The organism is uncultured Boseongicola sp. (assembly GCF_937988555.1).
Classification (GTDB): domain Bacteria; phylum Pseudomonadota; class Alphaproteobacteria; order Rhodobacterales; family Rhodobacteraceae; genus Boseongicola.
In genome coordinates, this window is the sequence record NZ_CALJXO010000294.1 from 12,503 (window position 1) to 30,896 (window position 18,394).

Genomic DNA, 18,394 nt, shown 5'->3' on the forward strand with positions numbered 1-18,394 from the left:
TCCCCCCAAGGACGATGTGAATCGCACGATCAAATTAGGACGGTGTTCCCGCCGCGCGCAACAGACCTTTGCGCTTGACTCATTTATTGTCGTTGCGAATCTCAAGCGGGTGGAAGAAATGTTCCAGGGAGAGTCTTATCAGGTCAATCAGTTAACAAAAAAACGCGCCCAAAATGGGCGCGTTTAAAAAATCTTCTGGGCTGTGTTCAGCTAAGCGATTTAACCCTGGAAGACAGCCGTGACATTTTCCGGGCAGCTGTATTTTTGTGGTAAACGCCTTTTGTGACGCCGCGCATCAATTCAGGCTCGGCAGTGCGGAGCGCAGCAGTTGCCGCATCCTTATCGCCTGAAGCAATTGCTTCCTCTACTTTGCGAAGGTGCGTACGGATACGAGAACGGCGTGCTTTATTTACGGCAAAACGGCGCTCATTCTGGCGTGCGCGTTTTTTGGACTGGGGCGAATTCGCCATGGTGGTTTCCCTTTCGTCGGGCCTAGATCAAATTTCTTGCGCAAGAGCCCAACTCCGGGTTTTACCAACCGGATTCATCTGGCCGAAGCGGGCCTCACGCGCATGTACGGGGCCGTTTAGGGGATTCGACCCGCAAATGGAAGTCCCCTAAACACGAAAAAGGCTTACTTGTCGCGAAACTGCGCTTCCCGCTTCTCTTTGAAGGCGGTCATGCCTTCTGACTGGTCTTCGGTCGCAAACAAAGAATGGAAAACGCGGCGCTCAAAAAGGAGGCCTTCGCGCAGTGTCGTTTCGTAGCTTCGGTTGACGGCCTCCTTCACGACCATAGTCGCGATCGCCGACTTTTCAGCAATTTTGTGCGCCGCAGACTGAGCTTCTTCCATCAATTTCTTGACCGGAACAACACGACTTACCAAACCCGAGCGCTCGGCTTCGTCGGCGTCCATAAAGCGACCGGTCAGATGCATTTCCATGGCCTTTGACTTGCCAACGAAACGCGTCAGGCGCTGCGAACCACCCAGCCCTGCAACCACACCAAGATTTATCTCTGGCTGACCAAACTTGGCAGTGTCCGACGCAAGTATGAAGTCGCACATCATGGCCAATTCACATCCACCGCCCAGCGCATACCCTGAGACCGCCGCGATAATTGGCTTGCGACACCGCATAATCGCCTCGGCGTCATTTGCGAGAAAGTCGGTGGCAAAGACATCAACGAAGTTGAGGTCTGCCATTTCGTTGATATCCGCTCCAGCGGCAAACGCCTTTTCAGAACCAGTCAGGATCATACATCTGATTTTAACGTTGGCATCCATCTCGGTGACGGCCTGCGCAAGTTCAGAAAGCAGCTCCGCGTTCAGCGCGTTCAGCGCATCCGGCCGATCTAGCCGAATGGTTGCAATTTGGTCTTCAACGTCTACGACGATTGTATTGTAAGCCATGAAACCCCGCTTTGGCGGTTACTTTAGACAAAAAGGCTTAGCACTCAAATTTTTGGGATCAAGTTATCTTTGACACCCGGGACAGAAGTACGTCGACCGCCCGGATTGAACGATCCGCACAATAGTGCCGTCGCACTCGGGCGTTCTGCAGGGCTGATCCTCGCGGTCATAAGCCCGGAAAGCGTGCTGGAAGTACCCAAGTTCGCCATCTGTCTGCCGATAGTCCCGAAGAGACGATCCGCCCGCTGCAATCGCCTCGTTCAAAACGTCCCGGATGATTGGAACCAGCCGAGCTATCTGAGGGCGCGACAGGTTTCCAGCCTTTCGCCGGGGCGATATGCCGGCACGGTTCAACGCCTCGCACACATAAATATTGCCAAGGCCAGCGACAATCTTCTGATCTAACAGCGCTGTTTTCATTGGCATATTCCGACCGCGAAGCCGCGCTTCAAGATAATCTTCGTTGAAGACATTCCCCAAGGGCTCTGGTCCAAGATCTTTCAGTAACCAATGCGCCTCAACAGACTCTGTCGGTGCCAGATCCATGGCGCCAAAGCGACGAGCATCGTTAAACGCGATACGTGTGCCGGTCTCCATCTCGAAAACAACGTGATCGTGCTTTTCAGGTGCAGGAAGCGTGTGATGAAATACGCCAAGCGGTTTTTCGGAAATAAGTATACGTCCCGACATTCCAAGATGTATGATCAGCGTTTCTTCGCTTGAAAGATCAACAAGGATGTATTTGGACCGTCGACGCAACCTGAGGACGCGCTGTCCGGACAGCCGTTCCGACATGCGTTCCGGAAGCGGCCATCGCAAATCCGGTCGCCGCACGTCCGCATGCCGGATCACAAACCCTTCCATCACCGGCAAAAGTCCTTTTCGGACTGTTTCTACCTCAGGAAGCTCGGGCATTTGTCTCTAATTTCTGCCAGACCAGCGTCATCATGTCGTTCGCTCCAGAATAGAAGAACGAGATACGCGCTTTTTGCCGCCTGCGAAACAGAAGATGGTAATCCCCTGCGTCAGCGTTGATCTGAATGTCCTCCAAATTCGCTCCTTCGTGTCGCGGCTCACGGCCTGAATAGTCGGTCGCAAAAAGGGTCGAATTATCGTAGCGAACGCGCGCCTCAAAAATCCAAAGGCCTGCGAAGAGAACGGCTGCTCCGAAAACTGTCATGAAGCCGCGAAATATCAGGCGCTCTTGCGGGTCTGCGCCGACGAAAATGATCAGGTCGGTCAATGCAAGTGACGTAAATGTGAAGAAATATCGCGCGCCTTAACGAGGCTGCAAGGCGGAAGACCCGTGAACATCACAACCCGCCCGATCGAAACCCAGGCTGGCGATTGATCGCATCAGACCCGCAACCGGCAGTCCGGCAAGAGGAATAGCAATGACCGTCAATACACTTCGCGTCCAGAATCCGTCAGGATCAATACCGACTTGTCGCAAGAGCGGCGCCGCGACTTCACGGTTAATCGCAACGCCGCAGAAGGCTCCGGACCCCAGAAGACCCAGCATTGTCCAAAAAGCAGCTGTTTCATCAGGACATCGCCTTTCTCCGGAGGCTTACTGTTGGGTTGGATAAGGGGATCAATGCAAAGCGTTTACATTCCAGTTTGGACAGAAAAAAACATGGAGACTTCAGTGAGGGCAGCCTCACCCTCCCTCCGCGTCCATTCAACACGTTTGTGTCTTTCGCGGGCAGGCTATATCGGAAGTGTGGACAACCTTGGGCGCATAGCCATGACAGAAAACGAAACTGAAAAGAGAACCCACTTCGGCGCCCGAGACGTTCGCGAGGACGAAAAGGCCGGACTGGTGCATGATGTCTTCACAAATGTGGCGTCCAAATACGATGTGATGAACGATGTCATGTCGGTAGGTGTTCATCGTCTCTGGAAGGAAGCGATGATGGACTGGCTCGCCCCACGGTCGGGCCAGCGCCTTTTGGATGTGGCAGGAGGAACAGGGGATATTTCGTTCCGGTTTCTGAAACGCGCGAAGGGCTCGCAAGCCGTCGTTCTCGATTTAACAGAATCGATGTTAACAGAGGGTCGCAAGCGCGCTGAGGCCTCTGAGATGTCAGCGCAGCTAGACTGGGTGACTGGCGACGCGATGGCCCTTCCCTTCGCGGACAATTCTTTTGACGTTTACACAATCTCTTTCGGAATTCGGAATGTAACGCGTATTCCGGACGCGCTCAGCGAAGCCTATCGCGTGTTGCGTCCAGGCGGCAGGCTGATGGTCCTCGAGTTTTCGCAACTCCCCGTGGACGGAATGCAAAGGTTGTATGATCTGTACTCGTTCAACGTGATCCCGCGGATGGGCCAACTGATCGCCAGAGATCGAGACAGCTATCAGTACCTCGTAGAATCGATTCGAAAATTCCCGGACCAGGCTAAATTTGCAGATATGATTGAGGCGGCTGGCTTTGGTCAGGTTAAATTTAGGAACCTTTCTATGGGAATTGCCGCACTCCATTCGGGATGGAAAATCTAGGTGCGCGGTCCCCACAATATCCTGCGGCTTATCCGTACCGGCGCGACTCTCGAGAGAACCGGCGCAATGGGGGTGGTTCTTGAAGCATTCAACGCGCCGGCTTCCCTGCGAATTGCCGCACGTGTTCTGGGTTGGCCGTTCAAATGGCTTGGCTACAAAGGTGACCCCGAGCAGCCCCCCGCAACGCGTGCGCTAACCGCACTTGGCCCTGCCTATATCAAATTTGGCCAACTCCTTTCGACTCGCCCGGACGTCGTCGGCGACGAATTGGCGCTTCAACTAAGGGTGCTACAAGACAAGCTCCCACCATTCCCAACAGATATTGCCAAGGCAACCGTCGCAAAGGAGCTAGGCCTTCCAGTAGAAGAGCTCTTTAGCGAGTTTTCCGAACCCGTTGCCGCTGCTTCGATTGCGCAGGTCCACAAAGCAAAGCTTTTGGGAACCGGCGAGGAGGTCGCAGTCAAAGTTCTACGACCAAAGATTGAAAGAGCGTTCCGTCGCGATATCGATGCGTTTTTTCTCGCGGCCCGCATGATCGAAACGCTGGCTCCTTCAACGCGCCGACTTCGACCCACGGAAGTCATTACCCATTTCGAGGGCGTGGTAATGGGTGAGTTGGATCTTCGTCTCGAAACCGCCTCTGCTGCGGAATTCGCGGCAAATACGGCTGGCGACGAGGGTTTCGCGGTTCCTGAGGTAAAGTGGGCTTTATCATCGCGTCGTGTCATGACGCTGGCGTGGGTCGGTGGTTTTTCGTCCGGGGACGTTAAAGCGATTGAGGCAGCCGGACACGACACGAGCGCCCTAGGTGAGCGCATCTTGACTATGTTCCTGCGCCATGCGCTGCGAGATGGCTATTTTCATGCCGACATGCATCAGGGCAATCTAAAAGTTGCCGAGGACGGGACGCTTGTTGCCTTGGATTTCGGGATCATGGGGCGCATCGACGAGTATACACGCCGTGTCTACGCCGAGATCTTGTTTGGGTTCATACGAAAGGACTATCGGCGGGTCGCCGAAGTCCATTTCGAGGCGGGCTATGTTCCCGCGGATAGGGACGTCGATGAGTTTGCGCGCGCTCTGCGCGCCGTGGGCGAGCCAATATTCGGAATGGATGCAAGCCGGATATCCATGGGGCGCCTGTTAAGCTACTTGTTTGAGGTTACAGAACGGTTTGGCATGGAAACGCGAACCGAGCTGATTTTGCTGCAGCGCACGATGGTCGTGGTCGAAGGCGTGTCACGCTCGCTCAGCCCCAATATTAACATTTGGACCGTCTCGCAGCCCATCGTAGAAAGCTATATCGCCGAGAGCATCGGCCCCAAAGCACTCATCCGGGATCTGGGACGCACCCTGCGCGTCGTCGGAAGGTTTGGTCCTAGGTTGCCACAGATTGTTGAGGCAGCTCTTATCCAACAGCAAGCGACTCCCAAGACGATCAAGCCTAACTCATGGCTGAAGAAGGGAGCTTTGGTTCTTGCAGGAAGCGGTTTGCTTGCGGTCGGAGTACTGGTTGGTCTCGCGCTATAGCCTAACAAATCGGGCACTCTAAAAGCCAGAACTTCCGAAGATGGGGTCGTGGCGCCCTCGGATAGAACAACTTCAACACCGCTTGCGCCAAGCCGGGCTTCGCGGATCATTGCGTAGTGGTCGAAAGATTTCGGACTCGTGACCTCACCGTTATTCACGCTTTCTAACTCGGAAACATATGCGCCATTTGCAAGCGGAGACCCATCCGCGCCGATACCATCCCAAAGACTTAGGTCGCCGTTCAGGGGAAGACCTTAGCTGGTAAGAAAATCTCTTCGGCCACTGATAACCCTTTGCTTCTCCTTTGTGGCGCCAAGGAGCCGTATCAACGGAAAGAAGGATGCCCATGCCGCTACAGCATCGGCATGGGCATCCTTCCAGGCACACTCATGGTGGCCTGCAGCGATAACCTTTTTTTCCCTAACAATCATCGGCGCATTGGACCCTGCGGACATAATCCACCCCACGTACGCCCCCGAAATCGATCTATCCCAAAGCCTTGAGCAAGCGGTCAATCGCCCGAAAGCTTTCCAAGCCAACATGACACATTTTTGCTGACCCTCTGGAAACCTATTCATCTTTGGATTACGCGAATAAGAACAAATTATCAAAGGATAGGTGCCGTGACCAAACCCAAGCTGCGCTCGCAAGAATGGTTCAACAATCCTGACAATCAGGAGATGACCGCGCTCTACCTTGAACGCTACCTGAACTATGGCCTTACCCGAGAAGAACTTCAGTCCGGCAAGCCGATCATCGGTATCGCACAGACGGGTAGTGATCTTAGCCCCTGTAACCGCCATCATATCGAGCTTTCCAAACGTGTGCGGGACGGCGTCATCGCTGCGGGTGGCACAGTCATCGAAATCCCAGTTCACCCGATACAAGAGACCGGAAAACGCCCGACCGCGTCACTTGACCGTAACCTTGCTTATCTGTCCCTTGTCGAAACACTCTATGGTTACCCGATCGACGGCGTCGTCCTAAATATCGGCTGTGACAAAACTACGCCTGCGCTTCTCATGGCGGCCGCAACCGTCAACATCCCTGCCATTGCACTCTCTGTCGGTCCGATGTTGAACGGGTGGTTCCAGGGAAAGCGGACTGGCTCGGGAACGATCGTCTGGAAAGCTCGCGAAATGCAGGCCGCTGGCGAGATTGACGACGATGGCTTTATGGATCTGGTCGCGTCTTCCACCCCGTCCGTTGGCTACTGCAACACCATGGGTACCGCGAGCACGATGAACTCCCTCGCTGAAGCGCTGGGCATGCAACTTCCCGGCTCCGCGGCGATCCCTGCCCCATACCGTGAACGTGGTCAAATCAGCTATCAAACCGGGCAGCGAATTATCGAGATGGTCAATTCAGACCGCCGGCCCTCCGACGTTATGACACGTGAAGCCTTCGAAAATGCAGTGGTTGTCAATTCAGCAATCGGCGGGTCGACCAACGCCCCTATCCACCTCAATGCCATTGCGCGACACCTTGGCGTGCCGCTCGACAATGACGACTGGCAGGCGCTTGGGCACAAGGTGCCACTGCTCGTAAATCTGCAGCCGGCTGGCGAGTATCTGGGCGAGGACTACCACCGGGCAGGCGGAGTTCCGGCTGTCATTGGTGAATTGCTGGAGGCCGGACTTCTGCCACATCCTGACGCTGTGACGGTAAACGGCAAGACCATGCGAGAAAACTGTGGGGGCGTCAGAAGCGACAATATAGATGTCATTAAGTCTGCCTCTGCACCAATGCTGAATGACGCGGGCTTCATCAATCTCAAGGGTAATCTTTTTGACAGTGCCATCATGAAGACGAGCGTGATCTCCAAGGAGTTCCGGGACCGCTACCTGTCGAACCCCGATCAACCCAACGCGTTTGAGGGCCGTGCTATCGTTTTCGACGGCCCGGAAGATTACCACAGGCGGATCGATGACGAGTCTCTCGGCATCGACGAATACTGTGTTCTCATCATGCGCGGCGTAGGGCCGATCGGCTACCCGGGCGCTGCAGAAGTCGTGAACATGCGCGCGCCCTCCTATCTTCTGAGGCGGGGCGTGACGGCGCTGCCTTGCATCGGCGATGGACGCCAATCCGGCACATCCGGTTCACCCTCGATCCTCAATGCCTCGCCCGAAGCCGCAGCTGGTGGGGGTCTTGCCCTTGTTCAGACAGATGATCGCGTGCGCATTGATCTAACCGCCTGTTCTGCGGATATGCTGGTCGATGAAGCCGAGCTTGAGGCGCGTCGCGCCGCACTTCCAGATCATCCTTTCACCCCGGAAAGCCAGTCACCTTGGCAAGAGATCTTCCGCGAACGCGTCGGCCCTCTCAGCGAAGGCATGGTCCTGCGAGGCGCCACGGAATACCGCGATATTGCCAGGACAAAAGGCACGCCGCGCGACAATCACTGAATCAAGCGTGAGGGCGAAACATCACCGCCCTCAAAGCTTCAAACCACACCCCTCGAAGGCCGTGCGCGTGCGGTTCTTTTCCTCTTCGCTCAACTCCAACATCGGATGACGCACAAAGCCGCCTGCCTGTCCCAGCAGCTCTTGCCAATACTTGCCGTGCGCTGTCGGCTTACCCCCCGGCTTTGTTGAACGGATGGCCTGCCGCACCGGCTCCAGGCTGTCGCGCACCATCCGCGCCTTGTCGAACCGCCCCGAGAAAGCTAGCTCGGTATATTCGTGCATCCGTTTGTCGTTTTTTGTCTGTAGCTGATAGGGCGGCGACGAACAGAGATAGAGCTGCCAGCCCAACTCCTCGATATTGTCCAGCCAATCATCTTCAAGCGACGTGGAAACCTGTATCAAGTCTCCGACCATATGGCTCAACCGCACATACATCTCACGCGGCACTGAATATTTGATCGCAACGATGTTCGGTAATTCCGCAATCCGAGCGCATTGCTCCGGCTCCATCAAGTACCCGCTGTCGGGATGACTCCACATCGCAATCCCGATATCGAGCCGATCGCAGAGATATTTGTAGTAGTTGAATAGAACTTCATCACGATCATGACAAAAGCTCAGGACCGGCGCATGAACCACCACAAAATCGGCGTCGCAGGCTTGGGCATGAAGCCCCAATTCAAGCACGTTGCTCACATTCTGGTCCGAGATCGACATGATCGTACCGGCGCGGTCGCTGCACTCTTCCACGGCAATGGTCATATTGCGCTTGCGCTCGTCCATGGACATCGAGAAAAACTCGCCCTGTTTGCCCGCAATAAACAGGCCTTGGATATCCAGATCATCCACCCAGTGCCGGATATTCGCCCGTAATCCCTCTTCGTTGAGGGCGCCATCACCGTCAAACGGGTTCAAAGCCGCGGCCCAAATGCCTCGCATTTGGTCGCGTGCATATTCCTTTGCCTGTGCCTTGGAATACTTCATCGCTGTTTTCCCTCCTCCTTCGACCGATCCGCTCTGGCGAAATGGATAGCGCGCAACGACCCCGCCCCATACACTTGTCTGCAAAAGACAACGTCAGGATACCCATGTCCATCGCACTTATCGGCACCGGCGCCATTGCGTCATACGTCCGCGCCCAACTCAACTCAGCAGGGCTCCCGATCGCCGCGATTGTTGTGCGGCCCGGCAAGAAAAGCGATGGCCCAACGCCTCATGTCTCCACCGTTGCTGACCTACCGCGCGGCATTGAACTTTTGATCGACTGCGCCGGCCACGAAGCCCTTCGCACTCACGGCGTTGAGGCCCTGCGCGCGGGCATCGATGTCGTGACCGTCTCCATTGGGGCTCTTGCCGATGCCAAACTTGAAGCGGAACTCGGCGACGCTGCGCAGGAAGGCGGGTCTGTGCTGCATCTGTCAAGCGGCGCAATCGGCGCGCTTGACGCTTTGCGGGCAGGCCGTGCCGGAACACTCGATAAGGTCACCTACACAGGACGCAAACCACCGAAAGGCTGGATGGGATCTCCTGCAGAAGACAAGCTTGATCTCGCCAACCTGTCCGAAGCCGCAACTCATTTTTCAGGTTCCGCCCGAGAGGCCTCGCTCGCATACCCCAAGAACGCAAACGTTGCCGCCGCCGTCGCACTATCGTCACTGGGTTTTGACAATACAGATGTCGAATTGATCGCTGACCCCTTTGCGACCTCAAACATCCATGAGGTCACCGCGACAGGGGATTTCGGCGCCCTGACCTTCGCAATCTCCGGCAACAGCCTGCCGGACAATCCGAGAAGCTCAGCCCTTGCAGCCATGAGCGTGGTCGCAAAAATTCTTGAGGATCGCAAACCGATCAGGTTCTAAAGCTGACTCGTATTAGTCGATGGACATCTTGTGAGACACGTTCTTTACGACCGTGTAGTGGTGCAAGCCTTCCTCGCCCCCCTCTCGTCCGTACCCGCTCCACTTCACACCCCCAAAGGGCGTTTCCGGCAACGAAGCTTCGAGCGTATTGATAGACAGATTTCCAGCTTCAACACCCTCGGCCATACGATCTGCGTTGGCCGCTGAATGTGTAAACCCATAGGCTGCAAGGCCATAGGGAAGCCGGTTTGCTTGGTAAATCCCCTCGTCCAATGACCCAACCGGATTTAGAATCGCTATCGGGCCAAACGGCTCTTCCGCCATGATGCGCGCAGTATCAGGAACATTCGCGAGAACAGTCGGCTCAAAGAAATACCCCTTGTTCCCAATCCGCGCGCCCCCGGCAAGCAAGTCAGCCCCTTGCTCAACCGCGTCCTCAACAAGCCGCGCCATTGCCTCAAGTCGCCGATCATTCGCAACGGGGCCCATTTCGATCCCTTCAATCAGGCCATCTCCAACAATCGTGGCGTTCGCCTTGGCGGTGAACGCGTCCGAGAACCTGCCAAACAAACCCTCATCGACATAGAAGCGAGTAGGCGACGTACACACCTGCCCTGTATTGCGATACTTTCGATCCGCACAAATCGGAGCAACCACAGCAGGATCCACATCGTCGCAGACAATAACCGGAGCGTGACCCCCAAGCTCCATCAAAACCGGAGTCATGTATTCTGACGCCATAGTTGTCAATTTGCGTCCTACAACCGTCGACCCAGTGAAGGCCACCAACCGAATTCTATTGTCAGGTATCAGGTGGGCCGAGATATCGGCCGGAACTCCAAAAACCAAATTCAACACGCCGTCCGGCAACCCCGCATCCTGAAATGCGCGCGCGATATGCAGCGCACCAGCAGGCGTTTCCTCAGCGGCCTTCAAAATCACCGAACACCCTGATGCCAGGGCCCCCGCAATCTTGCGCGCGGGTTGGCTCATCGGGAAATTCCACGGCGAAAACGCAGCAACCTGACCAACCGGCTGTCGCAATACCATGTGCCGCACTCCCTGAGCGCCGGGGATCACCCGCCCGTACAGCCTTTGCGCCTCGCCGGCATCCCACTCGAAAAACTCAGCACCCCGAATGACTTCAAGGCGAGCTTGCTTATAGGGTTTCCCATGCTCCAACGTGATCGAGTATGCGATCTTTTCGATGCGCTCGCGCATGAGCCGTGCGGCCCGAAGCATCACGTCGCTCCGCTCCCGCGGCGACACCTTGCTCCAAATCCGAAATCCCCTCTCCGCTGCATCAAGTGCATCATCAAGGTCCGTCTTAGCGGCGACCGGTACCTGACCAATCACCGCCTCGGTCGCCGGATTGAAGACTGGCAGGGTGTTCGCGGTCTTGCGCCATGCGCCATCGATAAAAAGGAAGAGTTCTGGGTATTCCATACGCACGCCGTCTCTTTTGCTGTGGTCAATGGCAAAAGCGCTTACGCATATGCCCTCGCCCACTTTACGGTATGACGGAATAAAAGCAGCGCCAACAGCCACCCAGAAAACTCGCGACGATTACCAACACGCGAATTGTTTATTGAATTGAACCTCATATCCCCGCACTCTTGCGACACCATCAAGGAGGGCTGGCATGTCGAAACTTAGCGCGTTCAACTTCAACGGCTGGATTGAAGAGCACAAACACCTGCTAAAACCACCCGTTGGCAATCAGCAGATCTGGGAAGACGCCGACATGATGGTCACAATCGTCGGTGGCCCGAACAAGCGCACCGACTATCACGACGATCCTGTGGAGGAATTCTTCTACCAGATCAAAGGCGATATGCTTTTGAAGCTCTATGATGGCAAGGAATTCTACGACGTCCCGATCCGGGAAGGCGAAATTTTCCTTTTGCCACCCCACATCCGCCACTCACCGCAGCGCCCGCAAGAGGGCTCCATCGGCCTTGTCATCGAACCAAAGCGCCAAATTGGCGAACTTGATGCAATCGAATGGTACTGCTTTGAATGCGGCGCCCGGGTCCACCGTGCCGAGATGCAACTTCAGTCAATCGTGCGGGATTTGCCCCCGGTCTATCAGGCCTTCTATGCGTGCCAAGACGCCCGAACTTGCCCCGACTGCGGCGTCGTTCACCCCGGCAAGGAAGCCCCAGAAGGGTGGGTTCAGCTTTAAAATCAGAAATTTAGTCGTTGACGATAGGTTTTTCGGAACGGCACCCTCATCAGAATAATGGCGCGGCCAAAACGCGCGCAAATATCTAGGGAGATAACAATGAGACTGAAAACTCTTCTTGCCGCCACAGCGCTTTGTGCGCTCGCAACGGCTGGTACGGCGCAAGACGCGCTGAAGATCGGCATGATTACCACACTTTCCGGCCCCGCCGGATATCTCGGAACAGATGTGCGCGACGGCTTCCTTCTCGCTATCGAAGAAGAAGGCGGAACTCTCGGCGGCGTGCCGGTTGAAGTCATCGTGGAAGACGACGGCTTGAAGCCGGAAAATGGCCGCGCCATCGCGGAACGCTTCCTCGAGCGCGATGAAGTCGAGATCATGACAGGTGTCATCTTCTCGAACATCGCACCTGTGGTCGCCCCGCTGACGCTGCGCGCCGGTCGCTTCTACATCTCGCCAAACTCCGGGCCATCGCAATTCGCCGGCAAAGCCTGCCACGAAAACTACTTCGTAGCATCCTGGCAGAACGATACACTCCACGAATCGGCAGGAATCGCAGCATCAAACCTAGGCTACAACAACGCCTACATCCTCGCGCCGAACTATCAGGCCGGCAAAGATGCACTGGCCGGGTTTAAACGCTTCTTCACAGGCGAAATCGTCGAAGAAACCTATACCCAACTTGGTCAAACCGACTACGCCGCCGAGATCGCGAAGATCCGCGCCGCCAAGCCTGAAATGGTGTTTCAGTTCCTGCCCGGCGGGATGGGCATCAACTTCATGAAGCAATACGATCAAGCCGGTCTGCGTGACGAAATTCCACTCGTTCTCGCCGCACCCTCTGCCGACATCAACATCCTGCGCGCAGTCGGCGCATCCATGCTGGGCGTTCAAAATACCTCGCATTGGAACCACGACCTCGACAATGCGGCAAACATCGCTTTCGTAGCAAGCTTCGAGGCAACCTACGATCGTTCGCCAACCGTTTACGCAAGCCAAGGCTACGACACGGCGCGCCTGATCGCGAGCGCGCTGCGCGCCACCGGCGGCAAGGTCACTGCTGATATGGATGGCTTCAGAGCCGCTCTGCAAGCTGCCGACTTTGAAGCGGTGCGCGGGCCTTTTAAGTTCAACACCAACAACCACCCCATCCAGAACTGGTACGGGCGTGAGGTGGTCGAAATCGACGGTGAATTCCGTAACAGAACGACTGGCATCATCGCCGAGAACCATTCTGACGCTTACGCGTCCGAGTGCCCGATGTAAGCTGTAAGCGCCGTAGGACAAAAGAGGGCTGGCCTCCCCGGGCCAGCCTTCGATTTTAACACCCCCGGACCAAAAAATGAGCCAGCTTTTCTTCGAGCAACTGCTGAACGGGCTGCAACTAGGCATGTTCCTGTTCCTCGTCTCGGCCGGCCTTACGTTGGTCTTCGGGTTCATGAACATTATCAACCTTGCCCACGGCTCGCTCTTTATGATCGGAGCCTACGCCGTCGCAGTCCTTACAGACCTAACTGGCTCTTTCTTCCTTGGACTCCTCCTGTCATTCCCAGTGGTCGCCGCCTTCGCGTTGGTCATCGAACTTCTCATCATCCGTCCGCTCTACCACCGCGACCACCTCGATCAGGTGCTTGCCACCTTTGGCCTCATTTTATTTTTTAACGAAGCCGTCTCGATCGTCTTTGGCCGCACACCCTTGTTCCTGAACGTCCCTGAAGCGCTCTCTGGCGCGGTGCAGATTACCGAGACATTCACCTATCCGCTTTACCGCATCACTATCATCGCGGTCGGCCTGATGGTTGCCGCGGTCCTGTGGTTCATCATCGTAAAAACCCGTACCGGCATGCGTATCCGGGCCGGAACAACCAACCCCGAAATGATCCGAGCCCTTGGCGTCAACATCCAGGCCCTAAACACCACAATCTTTGTCGTCGGAGCCCTATTCGCAGGCCTCGCGGGCGGTCTCTCCGCCCCCCTCACATCGGTAGAAGTCGGCATGGGCGAGAACCTTTTGATCCTCAGCTTCGTCTGTATCGTGATCGGTGGCATTGGTTCGATTCGAGGCGCTCTTTTAGGCGCGCTGACGGTTGGTCTTGTCGATACGTTGGGTCGCGCCTTTCTCCCTGACATCCTCGAACAATTCCTCGACCCTGCTACAGCAAACGGGGTCGGCGCAGCGCTTTCCTCTATGTCGGTTTACTTGTTAATGATTATCGTACTGGTCTTCAAACCAACCGGCCTTTTCCCTGTCATAAAGGCCGTCTGATATGCTCAGCGAAAAGCACCTCCCAGCATTCTACGCCCTCGGCGCGCTGCTCCTCGTTGTTCTGCCATGGATCCTCACCGCAGCCAATTCGTCCTACCTCATCTCAACTGCCACGCGCCTCGTCATCTTCGCTATCGGAGCCGTCAGTCTCGACCTCCTCATCGGCTACACTGGCCTCGTCTCCTTCGGCCACGCCGCTTTCTTCGGCGTAGGCGCATACGTCGTCGGCATCCTCGCCTTCCACAACTTCGAAGACACAACGGTTTTGGGCTTCGACGGCACTCTCACAGGCCTCATCGTCCTGCCCCTCGCCATTGTGATCTCCGCCCTTTTCGCTCTCATAATCGGGGCACTCGCTTTACGAACAAAGGGCGTTTACTTCATCATGATCACGCTATCCTTTGGCCAAATGCTGTTCTTCCTCTTCGTTTCCCTCGAGGCTTACGGCGGAGACGATGGCATGATGATGTTCGAAGGCCGCAACGTCCTGCCGGTCATCGACCTCAACGATCGCATCACGTTCTACTATTTCTGCCTCGCAATCTTCGCCGCGTTCTTCGCTTTCTGCCACCGTCTCGTCCGATCAAAATTCGGCCGCGTCCTTGCTGCGATTCGCCAAAATGAAGACCGCATGACATCTATCGGCATCCGCCCTTACAGCGCAAAGCTCCTGATCTTCGTTATCGCGGGCGCGGGCGCGGGCCTCGCAGGAGCGTTGATGGCAAACCACACCGAATTCGTCAGCCCCGGACTAACCCACTGGACCAAATCCGGAGACCTGATGATCGTCGTCATCCTTGGCGGTATTGGAACGCTCATCGGCCCCGTCATGGGCGCATTCGTATTTCTCCTTCTCGAAGAATTTCTGCCGATCATCTTCCACGAACTTGGTATGGACCTTCTCAAGGAACATTGGCGCGTTGTATTCGGGCCAATTCTGATCCTCATCGTCCTCTTTGCTAAAACCGGTCTCTACGGTCTCATCTTCAGGAAAAACGGGTGAGCCGCCCTATGCTGGACATCAAGAATCTCTCCAAGTCATTCGGTGCTTTGCAAGCAACCGAGAACGTCTCTCTCACTGTCAATGAGGGCACAATTCACGCTCTGATCGGTCCCAACGGAGCAGGCAAAACCACCCTCATCAGCCAAATCTCCGGTTATCTTACGCCCGATAGCGGCTCGATCACGTTCGACGGACGGGACCTCCTGGCGCTTCCGGCCCACAAACGCCCCCATGCCGGACTGGTTCGCAGTTTCCAGATTACCTCGGTCATTCCTGAATTCACCGTTCGCGACAACGTGGGTCTTGTTTTGCAATCTCTGGACAACCAGGTCTTCCAGGTTTTCGCCAAAGCAGGCTCAGATCAGGCCGAACGCGCCAAAGCTGACGCCATTCTTGAACGCACAGGCCTTGCGGACGAAGCTGACAGCCGCGCCGAAAATTTGGCGCACGGCCAGAAACGCCAACTTGAAATCGCAATGGCCCTCGCCGCCGACCCGAAACTTCTCCTCCTTGATGAACCAATGGCGGGTATGGGCGTCGAGGAAAGTCGCAATCTCACAACCCTTCTGACTAGCCTTCGCGGCACCACGACAATGCTGCTCGTCGAACACGATATGGACGTTGTCTTCTCGCTCGCAGACAGGATTTCCGTTCTCGTCTACGGCAAAATCATCGCAACAGACACACCCCAAGCGATCCGAGCCAACCGCGACGTGCAAGAAGCCTACCTTGGAACGCATGAACTCCACCAGGAGGACTCCGCCTGATGCTGACCCTTGAAAACGTCGAAACCAGCTACGGCTCGTCCCAAGTTCTCTTCGGAATTAGCCTGACACTCAAGGAAGGCGATCTTGTCATGCTCATGGGTCGCAATGGCATGGGTAAGACAACAACAGTCCGCACAATTACTGGCCTAACACCCGCTAAGGCGGGAACCATTCGATTCAACGGCGACACCATCACCCAACAGCGCCCATATCAAATCGGCCGCGCCGGGATAGCGCTTGTCCCGGAAGGCCGTCAGATTTTCCCAACACTCAGCGTCCGCGAAAACCTCGTTGCGACGGCTGCCAACCGATCTAACCGACCCGGCCCATGGGATCTCGATAAAGTATTCGCGCGCTTTCCACGCCTCAGGGATCGAGTGAACCAGCTTGGAAATTCATTGTCCGGCGGCGAACAACAAATGCTGGCCATTGGGCGCGCTCTGATGACCAACCCCATACTGTTGATCCTTGACGAAGCCACCGAGGGCCTCGCCCCCCTTATCCGCCAGGAAATCTGGTCCGTCCTAAGTGAACTGAAAGCTGAAGGACAAACGACCCTCGTGATCGACAAAAACCTCGACGATATGGCTCGCCTTGCTGATGACAATTACGTTCTCGTCAAAGGCCAGGTCGCTTGGCACGGAGACATCGCCGCCATGCGCGCTGAAGACAACTTTGCTGAAAAATATTTAGGAGTCTGAGGTTTGGAACACCCCTATCGCTGCATGACAATGGCCGACCTCGAAACACAATACGATGCCCGCGGCACGGTAAGCGACTTCGACGCCGAGATGCGCGCTTATCGCAACCTCAGCAATAGCGCCTATTCCAACCTCTCGGTCATCTGCGATATTGCCTACGGCCCTGGCGACGACGAACGCATAGATTTCTTTCCCGCCAAGGCGCCCAACAGCCCGCTGTTTGTCTTCATCCACGGAGGCTATTGGCGCGCTCTGGGCAGATCCGACTCAGCCTTTATGGCGAAATCGTTCGTTTCGATGGGTGTCGGTGTTGCAGTTGTCGAATATTCACTGGCACCGGCCGCGTCTCTGGGCCAAATTGTCGATCAAGTCCGGCGCGCCGTCTCGCACCTCACTCAAAATACGCAACGTCTGAGCTTTGACGCCGCTCGTGTCTACCTCGGCGGCTCGTCTGCGGGCGCTCATCTCGCAGCAATGGCACTCCAGCCGGACACCAGTGAATTAGGAAGCCCGGTCAAAGGCGCGCTTCTTGCAAGCGGTCTGTATGATTTGGAGCCCCTGCGCTTCTGCAAGCCGAACGATTGGCTGTCCCTGACAAAAGCCTTGGCGCGCTTAAATAGCCCGATGCAACTACCGGCCCCCGTCGACGTACCTCTTGTCGTTGTCTGGGGTGAAACCGAAACCACCGAGTTCAAACGCCAGAGTCAGGACTTCACCGCCAAAGTTTCCCAAGCCGGAGGCTCGGTCATCGAATTTGAAGTGCCCAACCGCAACCACTTCGATGTCATCGCTGATCTTGCAGACCCTGAAACACGTCTATTTCGAACAGCAATCGACATGATTAATGCGCCCAAAAAGGTGGTTTCGCCGAAGCCCTAGCTCCATCACGAAAAGAGACCGAGCCGTCCTCGCGGCTCGGCCAGTTGGCGCTGAGCAGGGAAGAAGCCAGCCCAGATTGTATTGGGTGACACAAGAGTTTCTGATTAAAATGTGTTCGAGATCAACAATCACTCGGTAATCCCCCCATTTTTAATGGGGCTCAGCCGTGGAATTCAGGCGGCCATTTTCAGTTTCATGGCGGGTGTTATGGCGCCGTGTTCAACCACGAGTGCAGCCTTTCCAACGGAGGTGCCTTCAAGCTAAACCGCGCCGCCAACGCACACGCCACCGTTTTTAGAAGGTATCTGGCTCTGAGGAAGTGATCACGAGCTTCAATATTCGCGTTTTGGTTGTGAAGCAGCAGAGCGAATATTCGGAAGTAAAGAAGTTTGACTGACTTTCTCCTCAATTCTTCGATTCCTGATAGGGTTGGCTTGGCTACAAATATGAACGTCGTTCATTTATTTGTTGACTCGCGATCGCCGCGCGCGTAACAATTTATTTGAACGCTGTTCATATAAATTCCTGGAGGTCGAGATGAATGTAATTTATTCCACAAAGCCAGTCGGAACCACGGGCTCAGATACACTTGATGGATCCGCTGATCTTGATTGCGCCTATCGCCGGGGCCCATTCAGAGGCTTCCTTGCCGTGGCGGCGCTTGGAGCCGCAGTCGCTCTTTCCGGGTGCGCTGCAGACAATCCCTTGCCCGGCGCTTCATCAACTAAGTTTATGAAGCCCACCCGCGACGCGCTTTTCAGCACCTTCGCAGCCTGCCTTCTGCCCGGCTTCAACGATACCCGCAGCTCTGCATATGCCGGACAGGCGGCGGAATGCAGATTTCGTTGAAATGACAATCAGCTCTCTTGCTTCGAGACA

At 55.6% G+C, this 18,394-nt stretch carries 17 protein-coding genes; 11 read left to right on the forward strand and 6 right to left on the reverse strand.

Annotation, left to right across the window (positions count from 1 at the left end):
* Positions 1-206: 206 nt before the first annotated feature.
* The 4 genes from rpsT to Q1B15_RS17345 all read right to left on the reverse strand — a co-directional run bounded on the left by rpsT (position 207) and on the right by Q1B15_RS17345 (position 2,654).
* A complete protein-coding gene (gene rpsT / locus Q1B15_RS17330) occupies positions 207-470 on the reverse strand; it encodes a 30S ribosomal protein S20 (protein WP_299756048.1) in 264 nt (87 codons plus the stop codon).
* 164 nt (positions 471-634) lie between these two features.
* Positions 635-1,411 (reverse strand): enoyl-CoA hydratase, encoded by a 777-nt coding sequence (locus tag Q1B15_RS17335; protein ID WP_299756051.1) that lies wholly within the window; start codon positions 1,409-1,411, stop codon positions 635-637.
* A 63-nt stretch (positions 1,412-1,474) separates the two neighbouring features.
* Positions 1,475-2,326 (reverse strand): bifunctional DNA-formamidopyrimidine glycosylase/DNA-(apurinic or apyrimidinic site) lyase, encoded by an 852-nt coding sequence (gene mutM, locus Q1B15_RS17340; protein WP_299756054.1) that lies wholly within the window; start codon positions 2,324-2,326, stop codon positions 1,475-1,477.
* Positions 2,310-2,654 (reverse strand): hypothetical protein, encoded by a 345-nt coding sequence (locus Q1B15_RS17345; protein WP_299756057.1) that lies wholly within the window; start codon positions 2,652-2,654, stop codon positions 2,310-2,312. Before Q1B15_RS17345 ends, mutM begins: the two co-directional genes overlap by 17 nt.
* A gap of 504 nt (positions 2,655-3,158) precedes the next feature.
* On the opposite strand from Q1B15_RS17345, the gene ubiE reads away from it, so the two are divergent.
* The 3 genes from ubiE (at position 3,159) to Q1B15_RS17360 (ending at position 7,852) form a co-directional block, all read left to right on the forward strand.
* A complete protein-coding gene (ubiE, locus tag Q1B15_RS17350; protein ID WP_299756060.1) occupies positions 3,159-3,914 on the forward strand; it encodes a bifunctional demethylmenaquinone methyltransferase/2-methoxy-6-polyprenyl-1,4-benzoquinol methylase UbiE in 756 nt (251 codons plus the stop codon).
* Complete coding sequence (gene ubiB, locus Q1B15_RS17355) at positions 3,915-5,444, forward strand: 2-polyprenylphenol 6-hydroxylase (protein ID WP_299756062.1); 1,530 nt, start codon at positions 3,915-3,917, stop codon at positions 5,442-5,444. It begins immediately after the preceding gene.
* Between the two features lie 623 nt (positions 5,445-6,067).
* Entirely contained in the window at positions 6,068-7,852 is a 1,785-nt protein-coding gene (locus Q1B15_RS17360; protein ID WP_299756064.1) for an IlvD/Edd family dehydratase, read from the forward strand.
* A 30-nt stretch (positions 7,853-7,882) separates the two neighbouring features.
* On the opposite strand, the gene Q1B15_RS17365 is transcribed toward Q1B15_RS17360, so the two are convergent.
* Entirely contained in the window at positions 7,883-8,836 is a 954-nt protein-coding gene (locus Q1B15_RS17365; protein ID WP_299756067.1) for a dihydrodipicolinate synthase family protein, read from the reverse strand.
* Positions 8,837-8,940: 104 nt separating this feature from the next.
* Between Q1B15_RS17365 and Q1B15_RS17370 the strand changes: the two genes are divergently transcribed.
* Positions 8,941-9,714: an aspartate dehydrogenase gene (locus tag Q1B15_RS17370; RefSeq protein WP_299756070.1), complete on the forward strand. Its 774-nt coding sequence runs from the start codon at positions 8,941-8,943 to the stop codon at positions 9,712-9,714.
* Between the two features lie 12 nt (positions 9,715-9,726).
* Here Q1B15_RS17370 and Q1B15_RS17375 read toward each other — a convergent pair whose 3' ends face one another.
* Entirely contained in the window at positions 9,727-11,160 is a 1,434-nt protein-coding gene (locus tag Q1B15_RS17375) for an NAD-dependent succinate-semialdehyde dehydrogenase (protein WP_299756072.1), read from the reverse strand.
* 196 nt (positions 11,161-11,356) lie between these two features.
* On the opposite strand from Q1B15_RS17375, the gene Q1B15_RS17380 reads away from it, so the two are divergent.
* The 7 genes from Q1B15_RS17380 (at position 11,357) to Q1B15_RS17410 (ending at position 17,515) form a co-directional block, all read left to right on the forward strand.
* On the forward strand, positions 11,357-11,899 hold the full coding sequence (locus Q1B15_RS17380) for a 3-hydroxyanthranilate 3,4-dioxygenase (protein WP_299756075.1): 543 nt from the start codon (positions 11,357-11,359) through the stop codon (positions 11,897-11,899).
* A 99-nt stretch (positions 11,900-11,998) separates the two neighbouring features.
* Entirely contained in the window at positions 11,999-13,165 is a 1,167-nt protein-coding gene (locus Q1B15_RS17385) for an ABC transporter substrate-binding protein (RefSeq protein ID WP_299756078.1), read from the forward strand.
* A 76-nt stretch (positions 13,166-13,241) separates the two neighbouring features.
* Positions 13,242-14,165, forward strand: coding sequence for a branched-chain amino acid ABC transporter permease (locus Q1B15_RS17390; RefSeq protein ID WP_299756081.1), 924 nt, complete (start codon positions 13,242-13,244; stop codon positions 14,163-14,165).
* Between the two features lies 1 nt (position 14,166).
* A complete protein-coding gene (locus Q1B15_RS17395; RefSeq protein WP_299756083.1) occupies positions 14,167-15,168 on the forward strand; it encodes a branched-chain amino acid ABC transporter permease in 1,002 nt (333 codons plus the stop codon).
* Positions 15,165-15,935 (forward strand): ABC transporter ATP-binding protein, encoded by a 771-nt coding sequence (locus tag Q1B15_RS17400; protein WP_299756085.1) that lies wholly within the window; start codon positions 15,165-15,167, stop codon positions 15,933-15,935. The genes Q1B15_RS17395 and Q1B15_RS17400 overlap by 4 nt, the downstream gene beginning before the upstream one ends.
* Positions 15,935-16,636 (forward strand): ABC transporter ATP-binding protein, encoded by a 702-nt coding sequence (locus Q1B15_RS17405; RefSeq protein WP_299756088.1) that lies wholly within the window; start codon positions 15,935-15,937, stop codon positions 16,634-16,636. Before Q1B15_RS17400 ends, Q1B15_RS17405 begins: the two co-directional genes overlap by 1 nt.
* Positions 16,637-16,639: 3 nt before the next feature.
* Entirely contained in the window at positions 16,640-17,515 is an 876-nt protein-coding gene (locus Q1B15_RS17410) for an alpha/beta hydrolase (RefSeq protein ID WP_299756091.1), read from the forward strand.
* Positions 17,516-18,394 lie beyond the last annotated feature (879 nt).

What these genes read in the sequence shown, in the direction of transcription:
- rpsT (WP_299756048.1), bottom strand. Translation starts at nt 470, where the DNA reads ATGGCGAATTCGCCCCAGTCCAAAAAACGCGCACGCCAGAATGAGCGC.
- Q1B15_RS17335 (WP_299756051.1), bottom strand. Translation starts at nt 1,411, where the DNA reads ATGGCTTACAATACAATCGTCGTAGACGTTGAAGACCAAATTGCAACC.
- mutM (WP_299756054.1), bottom strand. Translation starts at nt 2,326, where the DNA reads ATGCCCGAGCTTCCTGAGGTAGAAACAGTCCGAAAAGGACTTTTGCCG.
- ubiE (WP_299756060.1), top strand. Translation starts at nt 3,159, where the DNA reads ATGACAGAAAACGAAACTGAAAAGAGAACCCACTTCGGCGCCCGAGAC.
- Q1B15_RS17365 (WP_299756067.1), bottom strand. Translation starts at nt 8,836, where the DNA reads ATGAAGTATTCCAAGGCACAGGCAAAGGAATATGCACGCGACCAAATG.
- Q1B15_RS17370 (WP_299756070.1), top strand. Translation starts at nt 8,941, where the DNA reads ATGTCCATCGCACTTATCGGCACCGGCGCCATTGCGTCATACGTCCGC.
- Q1B15_RS17375 (WP_299756072.1), bottom strand. Translation starts at nt 11,160, where the DNA reads ATGGAATACCCAGAACTCTTCCTTTTTATCGATGGCGCATGGCGCAAG.
- Q1B15_RS17380 (WP_299756075.1), top strand. Translation starts at nt 11,357, where the DNA reads ATGTCGAAACTTAGCGCGTTCAACTTCAACGGCTGGATTGAAGAGCAC.
- Q1B15_RS17385 (WP_299756078.1), top strand. Translation starts at nt 11,999, where the DNA reads ATGAGACTGAAAACTCTTCTTGCCGCCACAGCGCTTTGTGCGCTCGCA.
- Q1B15_RS17390 (WP_299756081.1), top strand. Translation starts at nt 13,242, where the DNA reads ATGAGCCAGCTTTTCTTCGAGCAACTGCTGAACGGGCTGCAACTAGGC.
- Q1B15_RS17395 (WP_299756083.1), top strand. Translation starts at nt 14,167, where the DNA reads ATGCTCAGCGAAAAGCACCTCCCAGCATTCTACGCCCTCGGCGCGCTG.
- Q1B15_RS17405 (WP_299756088.1), top strand. Translation starts at nt 15,935, where the DNA reads ATGCTGACCCTTGAAAACGTCGAAACCAGCTACGGCTCGTCCCAAGTT.